The sequence below is a fragment of the Halosegnis marinus genome, assembly GCF_029338355.1.
Classification (GTDB): Archaea; Halobacteriota; Halobacteria; order Halobacteriales; family Haloarculaceae; genus Halosegnis; species Halosegnis marinus.
The window spans coordinates 1,006,673-1,025,354 of record NZ_CP119802.1 but is presented as its reverse complement, the minus strand read 5'-3'; the positions used below and the strand labels follow the sequence as shown (position 1 = coordinate 1,025,354).

At 70.8% G+C, this 18,682-nt stretch carries 22 protein-coding genes; 8 read left to right on the top strand and 14 right to left on the bottom strand.

All coding sequences use genetic code 11. The features are described 5' to 3' along the window. The first annotated feature begins 3 nt into the window (after positions 1 to 3). The 5 genes from P2T37_RS05760 (at position 4) to P2T37_RS05740 (ending at position 4,528) form a co-directional block, all read left to right on the top strand. Positions 4 to 951, top strand: coding sequence for a branched-chain amino acid ABC transporter permease (locus P2T37_RS05760; protein ID WP_276235844.1), 948 nt, complete (start codon positions 4 to 6; stop codon positions 949 to 951). Continuing rightward, positions 948 to 2,390, top strand: coding sequence for a branched-chain amino acid ABC transporter permease (locus tag P2T37_RS05755; RefSeq protein ID WP_276235843.1), 1,443 nt, complete (start codon positions 948 to 950; stop codon positions 2,388 to 2,390). The genes P2T37_RS05760 and P2T37_RS05755 overlap by 4 nt, the downstream gene beginning before the upstream one ends. Beyond that, a complete protein-coding gene (locus P2T37_RS05750) occupies positions 2,383 to 3,198 on the top strand; it encodes an ABC transporter ATP-binding protein (RefSeq protein WP_276235842.1) in 816 nt (271 codons plus the stop codon). The genes P2T37_RS05755 and P2T37_RS05750 overlap by 8 nt, the downstream gene beginning before the upstream one ends. A 20-nt stretch (positions 3,199 to 3,218) precedes the next feature. Then, on the top strand, positions 3,219 to 3,959 hold the full coding sequence (locus P2T37_RS05745; protein ID WP_337250422.1) for an ABC transporter ATP-binding protein: 741 nt from the start codon (positions 3,219 to 3,221) through the stop codon (positions 3,957 to 3,959). Positions 3,960 to 4,405: 446 nt separating this feature from the next. Continuing rightward, on the top strand, positions 4,406 to 4,528 hold the full coding sequence (locus tag P2T37_RS05740) for a hypothetical protein (RefSeq protein ID WP_276235840.1): 123 nt from the start codon (positions 4,406 to 4,408) through the stop codon (positions 4,526 to 4,528). Here the strand turns inward: P2T37_RS05740 and P2T37_RS05735 are convergent, their stop codons facing one another. The 4 genes from P2T37_RS05735 to P2T37_RS05720 all read right to left on the bottom strand — a co-directional run bounded on the left by P2T37_RS05735 (position 4,529) and on the right by P2T37_RS05720 (position 7,946). Then, the gene (locus tag P2T37_RS05735) at positions 4,529 to 5,083 is read right to left on the bottom strand and encodes a magnesium transporter (RefSeq protein WP_276235839.1); all 555 of its coding nucleotides are present in this window, start codon (positions 5,081 to 5,083) and stop codon (positions 4,529 to 4,531) included. Further along, entirely contained in the window at positions 5,084 to 5,662 is a 579-nt protein-coding gene (locus P2T37_RS05730) for a magnesium transporter (RefSeq protein WP_276235838.1), read from the bottom strand. Positions 5,663 to 5,812: 150 nt separating this feature from the next. Continuing rightward, positions 5,813 to 6,298, bottom strand: coding sequence for a type IV pilin N-terminal domain-containing protein (locus tag P2T37_RS05725; RefSeq protein ID WP_276235837.1), 486 nt, complete (start codon positions 6,296 to 6,298; stop codon positions 5,813 to 5,815). A gap of 259 nt (positions 6,299 to 6,557) precedes the next feature. Continuing rightward, on the bottom strand, positions 6,558 to 7,946 hold the full coding sequence (locus tag P2T37_RS05720; protein WP_276235836.1) for a signal recognition particle protein Srp54: 1,389 nt from the start codon (positions 7,944 to 7,946) through the stop codon (positions 6,558 to 6,560). Positions 7,947 to 8,076: 130 nt separating this feature from the next. Here P2T37_RS05720 and P2T37_RS05715 point away from each other — a divergent pair, with 130 nt between their 5' ends. Continuing rightward, positions 8,077 to 8,418, top strand: a complete 342-nt coding sequence (locus P2T37_RS05715) for a LysE family transporter (protein ID WP_276235835.1) — start codon at positions 8,077 to 8,079, stop codon at positions 8,416 to 8,418. Between the two features lie 45 nt (positions 8,419 to 8,463). Then, positions 8,464 to 10,494, top strand: coding sequence for a S9 family peptidase (locus P2T37_RS05710; protein WP_276235834.1), 2,031 nt, complete (start codon positions 8,464 to 8,466; stop codon positions 10,492 to 10,494). Here P2T37_RS05710 and P2T37_RS05705 read toward each other — a convergent pair whose 3' ends face one another. The 10 genes from P2T37_RS05705 to mutS all read right to left on the bottom strand — a co-directional run bounded on the left by P2T37_RS05705 (position 10,495) and on the right by mutS (position 18,136). Further along, the gene (locus tag P2T37_RS05705; RefSeq protein ID WP_276235833.1) at positions 10,495 to 11,124 is read right to left on the bottom strand and encodes a hypothetical protein; all 630 of its coding nucleotides are present in this window, start codon (positions 11,122 to 11,124) and stop codon (positions 10,495 to 10,497) included. It lies immediately after the preceding gene. A gap of 41 nt (positions 11,125 to 11,165) precedes the next feature. Then, the gene (ftsY, locus tag P2T37_RS05700) at positions 11,166 to 12,227 is read right to left on the bottom strand and encodes a signal recognition particle-docking protein FtsY (protein WP_276235832.1); all 1,062 of its coding nucleotides are present in this window, start codon (positions 12,225 to 12,227) and stop codon (positions 11,166 to 11,168) included. A 1-nt stretch (position 12,228) separates the two neighbouring features. Further along, positions 12,229 to 12,696 carry a prefoldin subunit alpha gene (gene pfdA, locus P2T37_RS05695; protein ID WP_382211818.1) on the bottom strand — a complete coding sequence of 156 codons (468 nt, stop codon included), beginning with the start codon at positions 12,694 to 12,696 and terminating at the stop codon, positions 12,229 to 12,231. Positions 12,697 to 12,698: 2 nt separating this feature from the next. Further along, positions 12,699 to 12,872, bottom strand: coding sequence for a 50S ribosomal protein L18Ae (gene rpl18a / locus P2T37_RS05690; protein ID WP_276235830.1), 174 nt, complete (start codon positions 12,870 to 12,872; stop codon positions 12,699 to 12,701). Between the two features lie 71 nt (positions 12,873 to 12,943). Further along, positions 12,944 to 13,609 carry a translation initiation factor IF-6 gene (locus tag P2T37_RS05685; RefSeq protein WP_276235829.1) on the bottom strand — a complete coding sequence of 222 codons (666 nt, stop codon included), beginning with the start codon at positions 13,607 to 13,609 and terminating at the stop codon, positions 12,944 to 12,946. A gap of 1 nt (position 13,610) precedes the next feature. Further along, entirely contained in the window at positions 13,611 to 13,886 is a 276-nt protein-coding gene (locus P2T37_RS05680) for a 50S ribosomal protein L31e (protein ID WP_276235828.1), read from the bottom strand. Further along, complete coding sequence (locus P2T37_RS05675) at positions 13,883 to 14,035, bottom strand: 50S ribosomal protein L39e (RefSeq protein WP_276235827.1); 153 nt, start codon at positions 14,033 to 14,035, stop codon at positions 13,883 to 13,885. The genes P2T37_RS05680 and P2T37_RS05675 overlap by 4 nt, the downstream gene beginning before the upstream one ends. Positions 14,036 to 14,108: 73 nt before the next feature. Beyond that, positions 14,109 to 14,909, bottom strand: coding sequence for a ZIP family metal transporter (locus tag P2T37_RS05670; RefSeq protein WP_276235826.1), 801 nt, complete (start codon positions 14,907 to 14,909; stop codon positions 14,109 to 14,111). 66 nt (positions 14,910 to 14,975) lie between these two features. Beyond that, positions 14,976 to 15,518, bottom strand: coding sequence for an RNA 2',3'-cyclic phosphodiesterase (gene thpR, locus P2T37_RS05665; RefSeq protein ID WP_276235825.1), 543 nt, complete (start codon positions 15,516 to 15,518; stop codon positions 14,976 to 14,978). A 44-nt stretch (positions 15,519 to 15,562) separates the two neighbouring features. Beyond that, complete coding sequence (gene mutS / locus P2T37_RS05660) at positions 15,563 to 18,136, bottom strand: DNA mismatch repair protein MutS (RefSeq protein ID WP_276235824.1); 2,574 nt, start codon at positions 18,134 to 18,136, stop codon at positions 15,563 to 15,565. 144 nt (positions 18,137 to 18,280) lie between these two features. Here mutS and P2T37_RS05655 point away from each other — a divergent pair, with 144 nt between their 5' ends. Next, the gene (locus P2T37_RS05655; RefSeq protein ID WP_276235823.1) at positions 18,281 to 18,628 is read left to right on the top strand and encodes a thioredoxin family protein; all 348 of its coding nucleotides are present in this window, start codon (positions 18,281 to 18,283) and stop codon (positions 18,626 to 18,628) included. The last annotated feature ends 54 nt before the right edge of the window (positions 18,629 to 18,682 follow it).

The window sequence follows — 18,682 nt, the reverse complement described above, 5'->3', positions numbered from 1 at the left end:
GGGATGTCCGTCCTCGAATACCTCGCGAACGGGCTGGTGTACTCCAGCATCATCGTCCTCGCGAGCATCGGCCTGTCGCTGGTGTACTCCATCGCCGACTTCGCGAACTTCGCGCACGGCGACACGATGACGGTGGGGGCGTACACCTCCCTCGTCACCTTCGGGTTCGTCGGCGCGCTCGGCGGCGAGGTGCTCGGGCTCCCGCTCGGCTTCTTCGTCGCGCTCGCGGCCGGCGTCGCCGTCGCGGCCCTCGTGGCCGTGCTCACCCACCGGCTGGTGTACGAGCCGCTGGACATCGACTCCATCGGCCTGCTCATCACCTCCATCGGGGTGGCGTTCGTCTATCGCTCGGTCATCAGGCTGGGCTTCGGCGCCCAGCCGTTCGAGTTCGACATCGAGCTCCAGCGGCCCATCGAGGCGCTGTTGCCCTACGGTATCCGGATGACCGTCCACGACGTGGCCATCGTGGCCTCCGCGGCGGTGCTCGTCGCGGGGCTCCACGCCCTGCTGCAGTACACGGACCTCGGGCGGAAGATGCGCGCCACCGCCGATAACCCGGACCTCGCGCGGGTCGCGGGCATCCGCACCAACCGCGTCGAGATATGGACGTGGATACTCGGCGCGGGGCTGGCGGGCGCCGGCGGGGCGTTCCTCGGCCTCTACAACCAGATATCGCCCCGGATGGGGTTCGACATCCTGCTGGTCGTCTTCGCCGCGGTCATCCTCGGCGGCATCGGCTCCGTCTACGGGGCGATGGCCGGCGGCTTCCTCATCGGGATGGTGAACCAGCTGATGCCGATACTGCCCGACCTCGGGGCCGAGATACCCCTCGTCCCCGACGCGTTCGGCATCCCCATCGGGAGCCAGTACGCCAACGCCGTGGCCTTCCTCATCATGGTCGCGGTGCTGCTGTTCAGGCCGTCCGGCATCGCCGGGGAGGAGGCGTCGTGAGCGTCGCCGACCGCCTGGGCGGGCGGTTCGACGGCCTCACGGCCGCCGAGCAGGGGGTGTCGGCGTTCGTCGTCGGCCTCTCCGTCCTGCTGCTGTTCGGCCTCATCACCGGGGGGCTCTCGCCGACGTACTTCCTCTACCTCGTCGGCCTCGTCGGGATGTACGTCCTGCTCTCGTTCGGGCTCAACGCCCAGTGGGGGTACACGGGGCTCATCAACTTCTCCGTCGCCGCGTTCTTCGGGCTGGGGGCGTACGGGACGGCCCTGCTCACGGCGTCGAGTTCCCCCATCGGCCTGTCGGGGTCGCTGCTCCTCGGCGTCGTGCCGCTCACGCTCGTCGGCCTGTTCGTCGCCATCGTGCTCGCGGCCGTCGTGGCCGTCGCCATCGGCGTCCCGACGCTCCGGCTCCGGGCCGACTACCTCGCCATCGCCTCGCTGGGGCTGGCCGAGGTGGTCCGCGTCCTCATCCTGAACCAACAGGACGTGACGAACGGGAGCGCGGGGCTCCGCGGCCTCCCCGGCTTCTTCGAGGGGTGGCCCCTGCTGGGGACGTTCCCCGAGACGATGCCCACGCTCCGCGTCGCGGAGCTGGAGGTGTCGATACCGGGCGTCTACTCGACGCGAATCCTCGGGTTCACGCTCGACACGCCGTTCTGGCAGGCGCTCGTGAACGTCGCGCTCGTCTTCGTCTTCGTCGCCGTGGTCTACGCCGTCCTCCGGCGCGCGCACCGCTCGCCGTGGGGGCGCGTGCTCCGCACCGTCCGCGCCGACGAGGACCTCGCGGAGGCGCTCGGCAAGGACACCTACTCGCTGAAGATGCAGTCGTTCGTGCTCGGGAGCGTCATCATGGCGCTGGCGGGCGTCTTCTACGCCCACCTGAACCTCTTCGTCAGCCCGGGCGACCTCGAACCCATCAACACGTTCTACGTGTGGATCGCGGTCATCCTCGGCGGGAGCGGCTCGAACCGCGGCGCGATGTTCGGCGGCTTCGTCGTCATCGCCATCCGCGAGGGGACGCGCTTCCTCGGCGACCTGCTCCCCGAGGCGCTTCCGTCGTTGGGTATCCCCTTTACCGACCTCGCCGTCTCGTTCCCGGAGCTGGTGGCGACGACCTACGCGACGGTCGTGAACAACTTCGCGTCCACGCGGCTGCTCGCCGTGGGGCTGCTCATCGTCCTCGTGATGCGGTTCCGCCCGCAGGGCGTCCTGCCGCCCCAGCGCGAACTCGTCTGGCCCGCCTCGGTCGCCGAGTCGTCGGGCCCCGGCGAGACGAACCCGCGCGAGACCATCGAGGACGGCGCGACCGCGGGCGCCCACGAGACCGCCGCGACCGACGCGGCGGCGGACGAGGGGTCGGCACCCGACGAGTCCGCGGACACCGCGGACGCCGACGACACCACCACCGCCGACGCCGACGACGGGGGTGAGGACCGTGAGTGAGACGAGCGGCGTCCACGACGGTCCGAACCTCGACAAGGAGGACGCCGTCCTCCGCGTCGAGGGCCTCCGCAAGACGTTCGGCGGCCTCGTCGCCACCGACGACGCCTCCTTCGCCGTGGAGCGGGGCACCATCACGGGCCTCATCGGCCCGAACGGCGCCGGCAAGTCCACCATCTTCAACCTCGTCTCCGGCTTCTACGAGCCGGACGGCGGCACGGTCACGGTCAACGGGACCGACGTGACCGGCGCGGCCCCCCACGAGGTGGCCGCCGAGGGGCTCGTCCGGACGTTCCAGACTCCCCGGAAGCTGGAGGGGATGACCGTCCGCGAGGCGATGCTCGTCGGCCCGCGGAACCAGCCCGGCGAGTCGTTCGTGAAGCTCTTCACCGACCCGGAGGGCGTCCGCGCCGCCGAGACGGCCAACATCGAGGACGCCCACGCCATGCTCGAACGGTTCGAGATCGGGCATCTGGCGACCCAGCCCGCGACCGACCTCTCGGGCGGGCAGATGAAGCTCGTGGAGCTGGCGCGCGCCATGCTCACCGAGCCGGACCTGTTGATGCTCGACGAGCCGGTCGCGGGGGTCAACCCCACGCTCGCGAACACCCTTCGCGAGCACGTCCGCCGCCTCAACGAGGAGGAGGACGTGACGCTGTGTATCATCGAACACGACATGGAGTTCATCATGAACCTCGCCGACCCCATCATCGTCCTCGACCAGGGGAGCGTCCTCGTCGAGGGCTCGCCCGATGCCGTCCGCGCCGACGACCGCGTCATCGACGCGTACCTCGGGGGTGGTGGCGCGTGAGCGACGCGGGCGACGACCCGCTGTTCGGCGAGGACGCCGCGGACGCCGCGCCCGACGATACCGTCCTCGAAGTCGACGGCGTGGACTCGGGCTACGGCGAGGTGCAGGTGCTCGACGACCTCTCGCTCACGCTCGCGCGCGACGAGATCGCCTGTCTCGTCGGGCCGAACGGCGCGGGGAAGTCCACCGTGCTCAAGACCGTCTTCGGGATGCTGACCCCGTGGACCGGGAGCGTCCGGTTCGACGGCCGCGACATCGGCGGGATGGCCCCGGAGGACATCGTCCGCGAGGGCGTCGGCTACGTCCCGCAGACGGACAACGTGTTCGGGAGCCTCTCCATCGCGGAGAACCTCCGCATGGGCGGGGTCGCGCGCGACGACGACCTCGGCCCCGTCATCGACGGCCTCTACGACCGCTTCCCGATACTGGAGGAGAAGCGCGAGGCCAAGGCCAGCACCCTCTCCGGCGGCCAGCGACAGGTGCTCGCCTTCGCCCGCGCGCTCGTGATGGAGCCCGACGTGCTCCTCATCGACGAGCCCTCGGCCGGACTGGCACCGAACACCGCCGACGAGGTGTTCGCCGACGTGCAGGCGGTCAACGACCTCGGCACCGCGATCCTGATGGTCGAACAGAACGCCAAGAAGGGCCTCGCCATCTCGGATTACGGCTACGTCCTCGACCAGGGGACCGTCGCCTACGAGGACGAGGCCGACGGCCTGCTCGACAACCCCGAGGTTTCGCGGCTCTACCTCGGCGGCTAGTCGCGGCTTCCGTTCTCCGGTTTTCCGTTTTCTCGCTTTTCGTCCGCTCCTTCCGCCGTTCCGTAACCACGGACGACACTTCCGAAGCCCTCGCTGCACGGGACTCGGTGCGAACGGCGCGCTCCTCGGGGTCGTCTCCGACGACCACCTGCGGTGCTCACCGCTTCGCGCCGTCGTCCCGACTCACGGGTCGCTTCGCTCCCCGTTCGTGTCGCGGCGCGCGCTCCCTCCGGTCGCCCGCGCCGCGCCTTGCTCGCCCTTCGAGTCCGCCGAGGACAGCACCGCAGCGAGCGACGCTCCCGGTCCGCCTCGGGGCTTTCGAGGTGTTTCCGGTGTTATACGACTCCGAGCGGTTTCGAAGCGTTCGCACCTATCCTCGTCCGACCGAAGCGTCCGAACACCACCCCTCCCACAGACACTTAGGTCGTGACACCGTATGACACGCTATGGAACCGCTCTCCATCGCGTTCGGCGTGGGGCTGTTCGTCCTGATATTCGGGGCCATCGAGTACCTCGACGACATCCTCGACCGGTTCTACCCGACGGACGAGGACCTCGACATCGAGTAGTCAGAGAACGACGCGGACAACCCCGAACAGCACGAGCACGCCGAGCACGTCGCACGTGTTCGTAACGACGGGCAGCACCACGTCGTCGGGGTCCGCGCCGAGTCGGTAGGCGGCGTACGTGGCCGCGACGCTCACCACGACGGACAGCACCGCCAGCGCCGCGCCGGAGAGCCCCGCGACGAGCACGACCGTCGAGAGCGGGAGCGCCGCCCCGCCGACGAGCGCCTGGACGCCCCACGCGCCCGCGCCGACGAGGGGGAACAGCGTGGCCGCGAGCGCGCCGGTCGCGAGCGCGTTGCCCGCGAGCGTCGGGTCCGTCGGCTCGAAGGAGAGCAGGCCCAGGTGCGTCGCGGTGGAGAGCCGCGAGGCCATGATGGAGCCGAGGTTCCCCGCCGCGCCGATGACGACGGGAACGAGCACCAACAGCGAGGGGTATCGCAGGAGGGTGGACTGGAGCGTGTCGAGCACCAGCCCCGAGCCCAGTTCCACGAGCGTCAACACGAGCAGGACGGGGAGCATGTCCGCGACGATGGCGCGGACGGTCCACCGGGCCATCTACCCACCCCCGAGCGCGAGCACCAGCCGCGCGGCGAGCAGCATCGTCGCCACGCCGACCACGTCGCCCGTCGTCGTCACCACCGGCCCGGCGAGGGTGTCGGGGTTGAGCCCGCGGCGGTAGCCGACGAACACCACGACGACGACGGCGAGGGTGAGCAGGAGCCCGGAGACCAGTCCGGCGACGAGCGCGACGCCGACGAGCGACGCGAGGCTCGCGTGGTCTCGCCCGAGGACGGCGAGCAGCGCGAACCCCGCGACCGCCGCGAAACAGCTCACGAGGACGCCGTTCGCCATCGCCGCCGCGACCGCCGCGCGCGTCCGCTCGTCCGCGAGGTCCAAGCGGGGTTCCACCAGCCCCTGATGGAGCGCGCTCGCCAACCGCGCGCCGAGCGAGCCGTACACGTTCCCCCGCGTCGCGAGCAGCGCGGGAACCAGAAGCAGCAGGCCGGGAATCGCCGACAGTTCCGCCTCCATCCCCCCGAGGACGACGCCCGCGAACAGCCCCCCGACGGCGCTTATCGCGACCACCGGCAGGGCCTCCCGGTAGGCCTCCGTCGCGGTGTCGCGAACGCTCATACGCGGGGGTCACCCGGCGACGGCAAAAGGCCGGCGGGTGTGGTCGTCGGGGCCGTCGTCGTCGCGTCCCTCCCCAGCCGGGGCTACCTGTCGCTCCCGGACGTACGATAGCTCTCGCTCTCGGTCGTGAAAACGGAAGGAAGGTCGGCCTCAGTTCGGGACGGTCGACTGCCCGATGGTGTTCGAGGAACCGCCGTTGGGCGAGGTCCAGACGACGCGGATGCTCTCGCCGCCACCAAAGACATTGTTCGAACCATCTTCAGTCGCAGTGTAGCTGCTGCCCGTCGAGATGGTGGTGTCCCAGCTACCAGGCGATAGGTTGGTATCGGGAACTGCTGTGCCATCGACTAGGATTTGAACATTGGACGAATCAACGTCTTGACCGCCGTTGTGAGTGATTGTGAACGAGTCGTCAGCGTTTGTCGAGTCATCGATAGCTCCATCGGCTCCTCCGTCGTACTGGAACTCGAAGTTCGCGTTGGGCGCGCTGGACTGGACCTGGTCGCCCAGCCCGAGCACGAACGTGCCGATGACTGCGGCCAGGATGACCGTGATGGCGACCATGAGGATGACGCCGATGACCGGCGATACCGCGTCCTCCTCCGAGAGGAGCGTCTTGATGTCTGTGTAGTTCATGATGTATGCGACACTGTCGAGGGGAGTGAGGCCCGAGTCACGGGTCGCACGACCGTTCGGCCGCCGACGTGTCTTCGTTCCTTCCTCGACGGCGGAGGGGATAACCGCATCGACGTTTCAGCCGTGTTGCACGTTCGCTCGCGACGGGGGCGGGGAACGACCGAATACGGCCGTCGTCGGGGCGGACGCGACGGACGGGGCTAAACGGCTCCTTTCGCCCGGAAACAACGGTACCGCGGGCGGGTGTGAACGGTTCGAATCAGTCGCCGAACGGTCCCATCCCGCCCATGCCGCCGCCACCGCCGCCGCCCTGCATCTTCTTCATCATCCGCTGCATGTCGCCGTCGCCCATCCCGGAGAACTGCTTCATCATCCGGGACATCATCTTGTGCTGTTCGAGCAGTTCGCGCACCTGCTCCTCGGACTTGCCGGAGCCGCGCGCGACCCGCTCGATGCGGGACTTCGAGACGGAGCGGGGGTTCGCGAGCTCGTCGTCGGTCATCGAGTCCATGATGACCTCGAAGTCGCGAAGCCGCTCCTGGGTCACGTCCATCGCGTCGTCGGGGAGCTGGTCCTTCAGCCCGCCGCCGAGGCCCGGAATCATGTCCATCACCTGCGAGAGCGGCCCCATGTTGTTCATCGCCTCCATCTGCTTGCGCATGTCGTGGAGGGTGAACTCCCCCTTCATCATCTCCTCGGGGTCCCAGTCCTCCTCGGTCTGGCCCGTCTCCTCCATCGCGCGCTCGACGCGCTCGGTGAGCTGCTTGAGGTCGCCCATCCCGAGGAGTCGGGAGATGAAGCCCGAGGGCTCGAACCGCTCGATGTCCTGGACCTCCTCGCCGGTGCCGAGGAAGGCGATGGAGGAGTCCGTCCGGTCGACGGCGGCGAGCGCGCCCCCGCCCTTCGCCGTCCCGTCGAGCTTCGTGATGACGACGCCGTCGATGCCGACGGCGCTCTCGAACTCGTCGGCCTGGTCCTTCGCGCCCTGCCCGATGGCCGCGTCGAGCACGAGCAGATTGCGGTCCGGGTCGACGACCCGCTCTATCTCCTCCAGTTCGCCGATGAGGGTGTCCTCCAGCGCGTGGCGGCCGGCCGTGTCAACGATGAGCACGTCCACGTCCGACAGCTCCTCCTTCCCCTTCCGGGCGATGTCCACGGGGTCGTCGTTGTCGGGGTCGCCGTAGAACTCCACCTCGGCGCGCTCGCACATCTGCTTCGCCTGGTCGTACGCGCCGGGGCGGAACGTGTCCGTCTGGATGACGCCCGGGCGCAGCCCCTTCTTCGAGAACCACCACGCCATCTTCGCGGCGGAGGTGGTCTTGCCCGACCCCTGCAGGCCGGCGAGCATGATGGTCTGTGATTCGAGCGGGAGGTCGGTCGATTCGCCGACCAGCCCGACGAGCTCCTCGTAGACGATGCGGAGGACGTGGTCGCGCGCGCTCGTGCCGCCCGGTGGCTCCTCGTTGAGCGCCCGCTCGCGGATGTCCTCCGAGAGGTCCATCACGAGGTCGACGGAGACGTCGGCCTGCAGCAGCGAGCGCTGTATCTCCTTGACTATCTCCTCGACGTCCTCCTCGTCGAGGCGGGACTTCCCCCGCAGCTTGTCGAGACTGCCGCGGAGGGAGCTCCCCAAGTCGTCGAGTACCATTTGCAGAACCTACGCCGCCGACGCGGTAAACGCTTTTCCGTCGGTCGTGCGCCGACGGCCCCGCCCGCGGCGTCCCCGCGGCCCCGCCGGTCGCGCCGGGGTTTATGTCCGCGGCCGCGAACCGGCGGGCGTGCCCGGCCTCGTCACCTACCTCGCGGCCGCGGTCGCGCTGATACTCGTGCCCGGCCCGGACACGGCGTTCGTCCTCGCGCAGTCGGTGGCCGCGGGCCGCGCCGCCGGCGTCCGGGCCGCGCTCGGGGTGGCCGTCGGCGTCTGTGTCCACACGGTCGCCGCCGTCGTCGGCCTCGCCGCGCTGGTGCGGGCCGCCCCGGCGCTGTCCGACGCGGCGGCGCTGGCGGCCGGTCGCGCCCGCGCCCTGTTCGAGAGCACGCGCGCCCGGCGGTGGCTCGGCGGCGTCGCCGGCGGGGCGACGCTCGCGCTCGCCGGCCTCGCCGCGCGGGAGGCCCTGTAACGCCGTCTCCGTCGGATTCATGTCGCGGCCTTCCCAGCGAACGGTATGAGCAACGACCCGGTCCGCGCGAGCGACTACCACGACCTCGCGCAGGTCGCCGGCCCGAGCGTCGCGCCCGACGGCGAGCGCGTGGCGTTCCTGCGAAAGGTACCCGAGGACGACGAGAGCTACGAGACGACCGTCTACACCGTCCCCGCCGACGGGAGCGCCGAGCCGCGGCGCTTCACCGCGAGCGAGGGGAACGACGCCGAACCGACGTGGTCGCCCGCCGGCGACCGCCTCGCGTTCGTCTCCGACCGCGGCACGGAGGGCGTCCCGCAGCTGCGCGTCGTGCCCGCCGACGGCGGCGAGTCCGAGCGCGTCACGAACGTCGTGGGCGGCGTCTCGAACGTCGCGTGGTCGCCCGACGGCACGCGCATCGCCTTCACCCAGACCGCGACCGCCGAGGAGCGCGACGCGGGACACGACCTCGACGCCGACGAGGAGTACGAGCGCGAGGAACCGGACCCCCGCGTCGAGGACCGCACCGTCTACCGGGCGTTCCGGTCGTACTTCGACGGCGGGCGCTCGCACGTGTACGTCGTCGACCTCGACACCGAGGATGTGACGCGGCTCACGGACGGCGACCGCGACTACCAGTTCCCGGCGTGGGCCGACGACGACAGCCTCTACTACGCGGTGAAGACGCCCGTCGACGACCCGGACGACTCCATCGAGTTCGACGTCGAGCGCGTCCCCGCGGACGGCGACGGCGAGGCCGAACACGTCTTTACGACGACCGACTACGGCCCGCAGGTCGAGGTGGCCGCCGACGGCCGCCTCGCGTACCCGTACACGCCCGAGGACCGCGCCTCGATGCAGCCGACCGACGTGCGCGTTCTGGACCCGGAAACGGACGAGGAGACGACGGTCACGGCCGACCTCGACCGCACGCTCCACCGCTCGCGCTCGATGGCGTGGGACGACGGCGACCTCTACTTCCTCACGCCCGACGAGGGGAACGTCGTCGTCCGGCGCGCGACGTTCGACGGCGGCGTCGAACTGGAGACGCTCGTCGGCGAGGGCGGCGCGACCGAACTCCACGCGGCCGGCGGCACCGTCGCCGTCCCGCGCTCGACGGCCGAGCACCCCGCGGACGTGTTCGCCTACGCCGACGGCGACCTGACGCGCCTCTCCGCGGTGAACGCCGACTACCTCGACTCGCACGCCTACTCGGTCCCCGAACCCGTCTCCTTCGAGAGCGACGGCCACACCGTCGAGGGGTGGGTGCTGACACCGCCGGACGCGGAGGACGGCGAGCAGTACCCGCTCGCGGTGGAGGTCCACGGCGGTCCCCACGTCACGTGGGTCGCGGGCGGCGGGATGTGGCACGAGTTCCAGACGCTCGCGGCGCGCGGCTACGTCGTCTTCTGGTCGAACCCCCGCGGCTCGCTCGGCTACGGCGAGGCGTTCGCGAAGGGCATCGCGGAGGACTGGGGCGACGTGACGATGACCGACGTGCTCAACGGCGCGGACGCGGTCGCCGCGCGCGACGACGTGGACGAGAGCCAGCAGTTCCTCACCGGCGGCTCGTTCGGCGGCTTCATGACCGGCTGGATGGTCGGCCACACCGACCGCTTCGAGGGCGCGGTCGCCCAGCGGGGCGTCTACGACCTCGCCTCCTTCTACGGCTCGACCGACGGCGCGTACAAGCTCGTCGAGGGGGACTTCGACGCCCTCCCGTGGGAGGACACGGAGTACCTCGCCGAGCAGTCGCCCGTCAACTACGTGCAGAACGTCACGACGCCGACGCTCGTGATGCACTCCGAGGAGGACTACCGCGTCCCGATGTGCAACGGCGAGATGTTCTACCGCTACCTCCGACGGGTCGGCGTCGATACCCGGCTGGTTCGCTATCCGCGCGAGGGCCACGAACTCTCGCGCGCGGGCGAGCCGGCCCACGTCGTGGACCGCATCGAGCGCATCGTCCGGTGGTTCGACGGCTACTCCGCCCACCACGACGTGCCGCGCGCGCTCGACCGCGAGCGCAACGACGGGCTGTCGGCGGGCGAGAACGACGAGGACAGCGACGAGTAGTCAGACCAGCGAGCCCTCCCGTGTCCGGCGCTCGTACCCCTGCGCGGCCCACACCTCGCGACGCAGGCCGCGCGCGGCGAGGACCCCCGGCAGGACGTTCAGGCCCACGCGGCCCTCGTACCGGGTCTCGATGTCGAGCACCGTCTCCCCGTCCTCGCGGCGGACGGCCGTGTCGTAGTACGCCTTCGGCTCTCCGTTCGCGGCATAGACGACGCGCTGTCCCTCCTCGCGGTCCTCGGCGTCCCACGACAGGGTCGCGGACCTGAGTCCGCCGAGCATCGACCACTCGTACTCGCCGCCGCGGTCGGTCGCCCGGACCTCGCCACGGCCCCAGACGAGCGCGAGCGGCGGCGAGTACGGCCCGGCGAGCGCGTCGCGGACCGCGTCCGGGTCGGCGTCGGTAACGTAGACGGCGCGGGCGGTGGGGTCGAGCACCGGGCCGACGAGCAGGGCGACGCCGACGAGGCCGACGCCGACGATGGCGAGCGCGTTCCCGACGGCTGCTGCGGCGACGACCGCCACGACGAAGGGGAGCAGGAGGGCGACCCGGAGGAGGCGGGCGCGTCGTCGGTAGCGCCCGACGACCTCGCGCACGCGCTCGCGGCGCTCGGGGGTGACTGCGGGGTTCACGTTCCTACGAGGGAACCGGCCGGAAAGAAAGTACCTAGTGGCTACCCGGTGAGCCGCTCGACTATCGTCTCGGGGTCGAACTGCTCGATGTCGTCGTACCCCTGCCCGGTGCCGAGGAAGACGATTGGCTTGCCCGTCACGCGGGCGATGGAGATGGCCGCGCCGCCCTGCGAGTCGGCGTCGGCCTTCGTGAGCACGACGCCGTCTATCTCCGCGGCGTCGTTGAACTCCTTGGCGCGCTGGGTCGCGTCCTGTCCGGCGACGGCCTCGTCCACGAACAGGGTCATGTCCGGGCCGACGACGCGGTCTATCTTCTCCAGCTGGGCCATCAGGTCGTTCGAGGTGTGGAGCCGCCCGGCCGTGTCGCCGAGCACCACGTCGATGTCGTTCGCCTCGGCGTACTCGACGGCGTCGTAGATGACCGCCGCCGGGTCGCCGCCCTGCTCGTGGCTGATGAGCTTCGTGTCGAGGTTGTCGGCGTGCCGCTGGAGCTGTTCGTTCGCCCCGGCGCGGTAGGTGTCGCCGTTCGCCATCACGACGGAGTAGCCGCGCTCCTCCAGGTAGCGCGAGAGCTTCGCGATGGTCGTCGTCTTCCCGACGCCGTTGACGCCGGTGAAGATTATCGTCACGGGCTTCTCGCGGGCGGCGATCTCCGCGTCGAAGTCGAACTCGCCGACGTCGATGACGTCGAGCAGCGCCTTGCCGATGGCCTCCTCGATGACGATCTCGCCGGTCTTCACCTGCGCGCGGGTTTGCCCGACGAGCTCCTCGCGCAGCCCCTCGACGACGTCGCGCGCGACGCTCATCTCCACGTCGCCCTGCAACAGCGCGAGTTCGAGCTGTTCGAGCGGCCCCTCCAGCTCCTCGGCGGTTATCTTCGCCTTGCCGGTGGCGAACAGCTTCGCGCGCTCGGTGAGGCTGTCGCCCGAGGGGTTCACCTCGTCCTCTTCCTCACCGGCGTCGGCGCTCTCCGTCGGTTCCGCGTCGCTCGCGTTCGCCTCCGGGTCGGCGTCGGTCGGTTCCTCGGCCTCGTCGGCCGCCTCGGCCTCCTCCTCGACGTCGTCCTGGAACCGCCCGAGCTTCTCCTTCAGCGAGTCGAACATCCTACTCCTCCTCGTCGCCCTCGTCGCCGCCCATCCCGCCCATCTGCTGTTGCATCTGCTGCATCTGCTGTTGTTGCATCTGCTGGGCCTGCTGTTCGAGCTGCTCGCGCTCGGCCTCGATCTCGCCGACCTCCTCGGTCAGCTCGTCGATCTCGTCGTCGATGGCGTCCTGCTTGCGCTCGAGGGTATCGATCGCGTCGTCCTCCTCGTGCTCGGCCGCGTAGCCGCCGCCGAGCGAGACGACGATCTCGTCCATGTCCTCGACCGTCGCGCGGACGTACGCGCCGCCGCCGAGCGGCACCTGCACCGTCGCCCCGCTGTCGAGCGTCTCGATGGCCTCGACGGCGTCGTCGATGTCGGCCTGCTCGTCGCGCAGCTCCTCGATCTCGGCCTCTATCTCCTCCGTCTCCTCCTCCAGCGCCTGCATCTGCTGTTGGAGCTCCTGCATCGCGCCGCCGCCGCCTCCCATGCTCATGCGGAGACACCCCCGATGTCGATGCCCGTGCGCTTGAGCCCGTGCTGGGACCCGAGGTTCGCGTACGTGCGCTCCTCGGCGACCGACTCGTTCGGCGCCTCGACGCTCATCTCGAACTCCTGCCAGCCGTCGCGGGCCTGGTATCGGCCGCTCACCGTGAACTCACTCATACACGAAAGGGGTCGCGCGAGCGGGAAGTATCCTTCTATCCCGACCTCCGGGAGAAGGGGGAGAAACGGCGTCAGTCGATGAAGCCGAGGGCGGACTCGATGCGGCCGAGCTCCGGCCCGGTCGTCTCCTCGCCGCAGACGTAGCCGGAGGAGTTGGCGACCAGCCCGGAGCCGACGAGCGCGCCGCCGTAGTTGATGGTGCCGATGTCGGCGGGCACGTCGAGGTGGTCCTCCAGGAAGTCGAGCTCCTCGTCGGTCGCCTTCGGGTGGCACAGGACGCCGTCGTTCGTGGCGACGGCGGCCGTGCCGACCGTGCGGACGCCCGCGATATCGCCGCGCTCGACGGGCACGTCGAGCGCGTCCTTCACGGCCCGGACCGCCTTCCGGGAGAGGTCCGGGTGGACGTACGCGCCGGTGTCGTTACAGAGGACGACGTTGCCGGCGGCGTTGATGCGCCCCGGTAGCTCGTGGACGTCGAGGTCCGTCACCTCGGCGATGCGCTCGCGCTCCAGGTCGGAGACGCGCGAGGAGACGAGCAGGCCGTTCTCGTTGCCGGTCGCGAGCGCGCCGACGGTGCCGGAGCCGCCGACCGTGGTGGCGACAGCGGGCACGTCGAGCTCGTCGGCGAAGGAGTCGCGGAGCTCTTCGTCGAGGTCGGGCCGCACGAGCAACACGTCGTCCGTCGCACGGGCGAAGACGCCGACGTACGAGGAGCCGGCGAGGGCCGCCCGGAGCACGTTACGCCGTCTCCGCCTCGACGACCGTCTCGCCGTCCTCGTCGAAGCGCGCCGCGCGGACGCGGAGCTTCGACGGGGGCTGTGCGCGGCCGCGCTCCCACACGGCCTCGTTGATGGAGGGGTCGAGGCGCACGTCGTCGCCGTCCACGGCGAACTGCTTCGCGAGGTGCGAGCGCACGATGGACATCGCCTTGTCCGCGCGCTTGTGCTTCGCCTCGGCCTTCGCGTCGCGCAGGGGAACGGTGACGACGCGTTCCTCGAAGTCGCTCGCGCTCATTCGTCCGTGTTACTCCGCCGCCAGTTGCGGCGCTTCGGGTTCTGCATCGTGTCACGGTCCGTTTTCATGATGACCCACGCCGGCACGCGGCTGTTCTGCCGCTCCAGCTTGCCGAGCCGCTTCTTCTTCGCCTTCGACTTCTTGCCCATAGTGGACGGGCGTTCGTCGTCCGAGCATTTATCCCTGTCCTTTCGGCCGGCGCGGACGCCCCCCGACCGCGGCTCAGACGAGGACGAGCAACAGCGCCATCCCGGCGCCGCCACCGCCGATGCCGGCGGCGAGTTCCCGGTAGCCGTCGCCCGCGAGGTCCGCCCCCGCCGAAAGCGCCTCGGGGACGAACTCCGAGACGACGAGGTACGCCATCGCGCCGGCCGCGAAGCCGAAGCCGAAGGGGAGCACCGGCGCGGCCAGCCGTACGAACCCGAACGCGATCACCGCGCCGATGGGCTGGGGCAGGCTGGAGAACACCGACCAGCCGACCATCCGCCACGGCGACTGCCCCATGTCGCGCAGCGGAATCGAGATGGCGACCCCCTCGGGGACGTTGTGGACGGAGATGGCGACGGTCATCGCCACCGCGAGCGCCGGGACCGTGAACCCGAACAGCGCCAGCCCCGTCGTCAGGTTCAGCTCCGCGAACGAGACGCCGATGGCGATGCCCTCGGGGAACGAGTGGACCGTGAGCACGCCGAGGATGAGCACGAGCTTCCGGAAGTCGGCCTCCTCGTACTCCTTCGGGTCGATGTCCGCGTCGGCGAGGTAGTCGTGCGCGACGACGACCAGCACGACGCCCGCGAGCAGGCCCGCGACGACCATCGTCGGCGACCCCGTCGCCAGCCCCTCCGGAACCAGCCCGAACGCGCTCGCGACCAGCATGATGCCGGAGGCGACGCCCCACAGCACGACGTTCAGCCTGTCCGAGACCTCGCGGACGACGAAGAAGGGGAGCGCGCCGAGCCCGGTCGCGAGCGCGGTGACGAGCCCCGCCGCGAACACCAGCACGTACGCGTCCAGCGCGGCCATGTCGGCACTCGACGCTCGACGGCCCTGAACCTATCGGCTCCCCGATATTTTTAGGCGGGCCGAACGCTACAGCGGCACCCGCGCCACCGTCTCGTAGCGCGGGCCGTCGTCCGTGAGCGTCGACTCGGTGAGGCGGAGCTCCTCGACGCGCTGCTCGCCGAGCGTCGGGTCGCGCTCCGTCACGACCTCCCGTATCACGGACTTCGACCGGGCGTCGCGCATCCGCGCGAGCGTGACGTGCGGCGTGAACTCGTGCTCCTCGGGGTCGAACCCCAGCGCCGTCGTTTCCCGCTCGACGGCCTCGTGCAGCCGCGTCAGTTCGTCGCTCCCCCCGCGGACGCCGGCCCATATCACCGAGATGTACTCCGGCGACGGGAAGACCCCGTAGCCGCCGACCTCGGCCGTGAACGGCTCGACGCCCGCGTCGGCGACGGCCCGCTCCAGCGCCGCGACGACCGGGTCGGGGTCGTCGACCTCGCCGAGGAACTTCACGGTGACGTGGGCCCCCTCCGGCGCGACGGGGTCGACGCCCGCGTGGTCGAGCGGTTCCTGCGTGGCCGCCACCGCGTCGGTCAGGTCGTCGAGGTCCGCCGAGACGAAGGCGCGCATTCGTCCGGGCTTCACGCTCGACGCGGATAAGTCGCCGGCGGGGGCTACTCGTCGGTCGCGGCCTTGAGCTCCGCGAGCAGGTCGAGTGCCTCCAGCGGCGTCGTGTTCGCGATATCCGTCCGGCGCAGGCGGTCGAAGACGGCCTCGTCCACGCCGCCGTTGGCCGCGACGGCCGGTTCGTCGGGGGTCGCCGCCGCCCCCTCGCGGTCCAGCAGTTCGTGCGCCCGGGAGACGACCGGGTCCGGCACGCCGGCCGAGCGGGCCACCTCGACGCCGTAGGAGGCTCCGGCCGGTCCCTCCCGCAGCCGGTGGGTGAAGTCCACCGCCTCACCGGTGCCGTCGGCCGCGAAGTGGAGGTTCCGCGCGCGGTCCAGCCGGTCCGCCGTCGCCGTGAGTTCGTGGTGGTGGGTGGCGAAGAGCGTGGTCGCGCCCACGACGTCGTGGACGTGCTCGACCGTCGCGCGCGCCAGCGCCAGCCCGTCGGTCGTCGAGGTCCCGCGACCGACCTCGTCCAGCAGGACGAGCGACTCCTCGCTCGCCGCGCGCAGGATGGTCGCCAGTTCCGTCATCTCGACCATGAACGTCGAGCGCCCGCCCGCGATGTCGTCGGAGGCCCCGACGCGGGTGAACACGCGGTCCACGACCGGGAGCGACGCCGCCTCGGCCGGGACGAAGCTCCCGGCCTGCACGAGCACCTGTATCAGCGCGACCTGCCGCATGTACGTCGACTTCCCGGCCATGTTCGGGCCCGTAATCACGGCGACGGTGCCGCGGTCGAGGTCGGTCGGGTTCGGCACGAAGTTCGGCTGGGTGCGCTCCACGACCGGGTGGCGCCCCCCCTCGATGTGGAAGCCGTCCGCGCCCAGTTCGGGCCGGGTGTAGTCGCGCTCCGCGGCGACGGTGGCGAGCGACTGGAGCGCGTCCAGCGCCGCGAGCGCGTCCGCGACGGCCTGTATCCGCTCCGTCTCCGCCGCCACCTCGTCGCGCAGGTCGGTGAACAGCGCGTACTCGAGGTCGTCGGCCCGCTCCTCGGCGGTCACTATCTCCTCCTCGCGCTCCTTCAGTTCCGGCGTGACGAACCGCTCGCTGTTCTTCAGCGTCTGCCGGCGCTGGTAGTCGTCCGGCACGGCGTCCAGGTTGGGGTTCGTCACCTCGATGTAGTAGCCGTGGACCTGATTGACGCCGACCTTCAGCGAGTCGATGCCGGTGCGCTCGCGCTCGTCGGCTTCGAGGTCGTCTATCCACGCCTTCCCCTCCCGCTCCGTCGCGCGCAGGTCGTCGAGGTCGGCGTCGTACCCCTCGTCGATGAGGCCGCCCTCCGTGAGTTCGATGGGCGGCTCGGCCACGAGCGCGCTCCCGATTCTCGCACGCACGTCCTCGCAGGGGTCCAGCCGCTCGCGGAGGTCGCGCAGGCGGTCGCTGTCGGCGTCGGACAGCGCCTCGCGGAGCCGCGGCACCACGTCGAGCGTCGACTTCAGCGAGCGGAGGTCGCGGGCGTTCGCCCGGCCGCGCGACACCCGCGACACCAGCCGTTCCACGTCGTACACGTCCCGCAGGTCGTCGTGGAGCGACTCGCGGGTCACCACGTCCGAGACGAGTTCGCCGACGGCGTCGTGCCGGGCCGCGATTTCGCCCTCGTCCAGCAGGGGCCGGCGGAGCCAGTCGGTCAGCCGTCGCGCGCCGAGCGCCGAGGCCGTCTCGTTCACGGTGTCGAACAGCGTCGCGCTCGCCTCGCCGCCGAGCGCGCGCCGCTCGAACAGTTCGAGCGAGCGCAGCGCCGTCGCGTCCAGCAGGAGGTACTCGCGGGGGTCGTACCGCGTCAGGTGGTTCAGGTAGTCGAGGCGGTCGGCCTCCCCGGCGCGGGTGTACTCGGCGTACGCGAGCAGCGCGCCACAGGCGCGCACCTCGGCCGTGCTCCCGAGAACGGTGTCGGGGTCGCCGAAGTAGTCGGCCACCTTCCCGCCCGCCCGCTCGGGGTCGAAGGCGTCGGGGCGGAACGGCGTCACCATCGTCCCCCCGTCGAACGCGTCGGCGGAGAGGCCGGGCGCGATGACCGCCTCCGCGGGCGCGAACCGCTGTATCTCGTCGGCGACGGCCCCGGCCTCGCCCCCGGTCGCGTAGAAGTCGCCAGTCGACACGTCGAGGACGGCGAGGCCCCGCTCGGCCCCGTGGTCGTCGCCGTCGGCCAGCGCCGCGACGAAGACGTTGTCGTCGTCGAGGAAGGCGTCCTCGGTGAGGGTTCCCGGCGTCACGATGCGGGTGACGGCCCGGTCCACGACGCCCGTCGTCTCGGAGGGCTCTTGCACCTGGTCGGCGACGGCCACGCGGTAGCCGGCGTCCAGCAGCGTCTCGATGTAGCTCTCCGCGCTGTCGACGGGGATGCCGGCCATCGGGTACCGGCCGGTCGAGTCCTCCCGCTTCGTCAGCGTGATTTCGAGCAGGCGCGCCGTGACCTCGGCCGCCTCGCAGAACGTCTCGTAGAAGTCGCCCACCTGGAACAGCACGAGCGAGTCGGGGTACCGCTCGCAGAGGTCGAGGTACTGCGACAGCATCGGCGTGAGTTCCCCGCGCCGCTCGCGCATCTTCGCCGGGGGGCCGAGCGCGTCCGCGTCGTCCATACCCGCGCAAGCGGGCCGGCGGGGAAATGCCGTTCGGTGCTGCGGGAACCACGCCGGGCGAGCGCCGTGCCATCGCGCGACGAGGCGGGCGCGGCGCTCACACACCCGGCCAACGTTCTTGTCAGGCGACACCCTCGTCGGGGTATGGACGCCGACGCCAGACCCGAACGCCTCGCCGACGGCGACGCGCTGGACGCCTTCGTGGCCGCCCACGACCTCGCGCTCGTGGAGTTCTACACGGAGGGGTGTGCGATGTGTGCGGCGATGGAGCCGGTGCTCGGCAACGTCGCGCGGGCCACCGACGTGGCCGTCGGGCTGCTCAACCCCCGCGACGACGCGCCCCTCGTCGGCCGGTTCGACGTGCGCTCGGTGCCGACGCTGCTGCTCTTCCGCGACGGCGAGGAGGTCGCCCGCAAGGCCGAGGGGTTCCAGGGGGCGGCGGACGTGGTCGCCTTCCTCGAATCGCACACCGACGCGGCCGTCGAGGCGTAGGCTGCCGCGGTCGGCGAGGCCGGCCGGTGGCGAGTCGCCTTTCCGCGCCGAGCG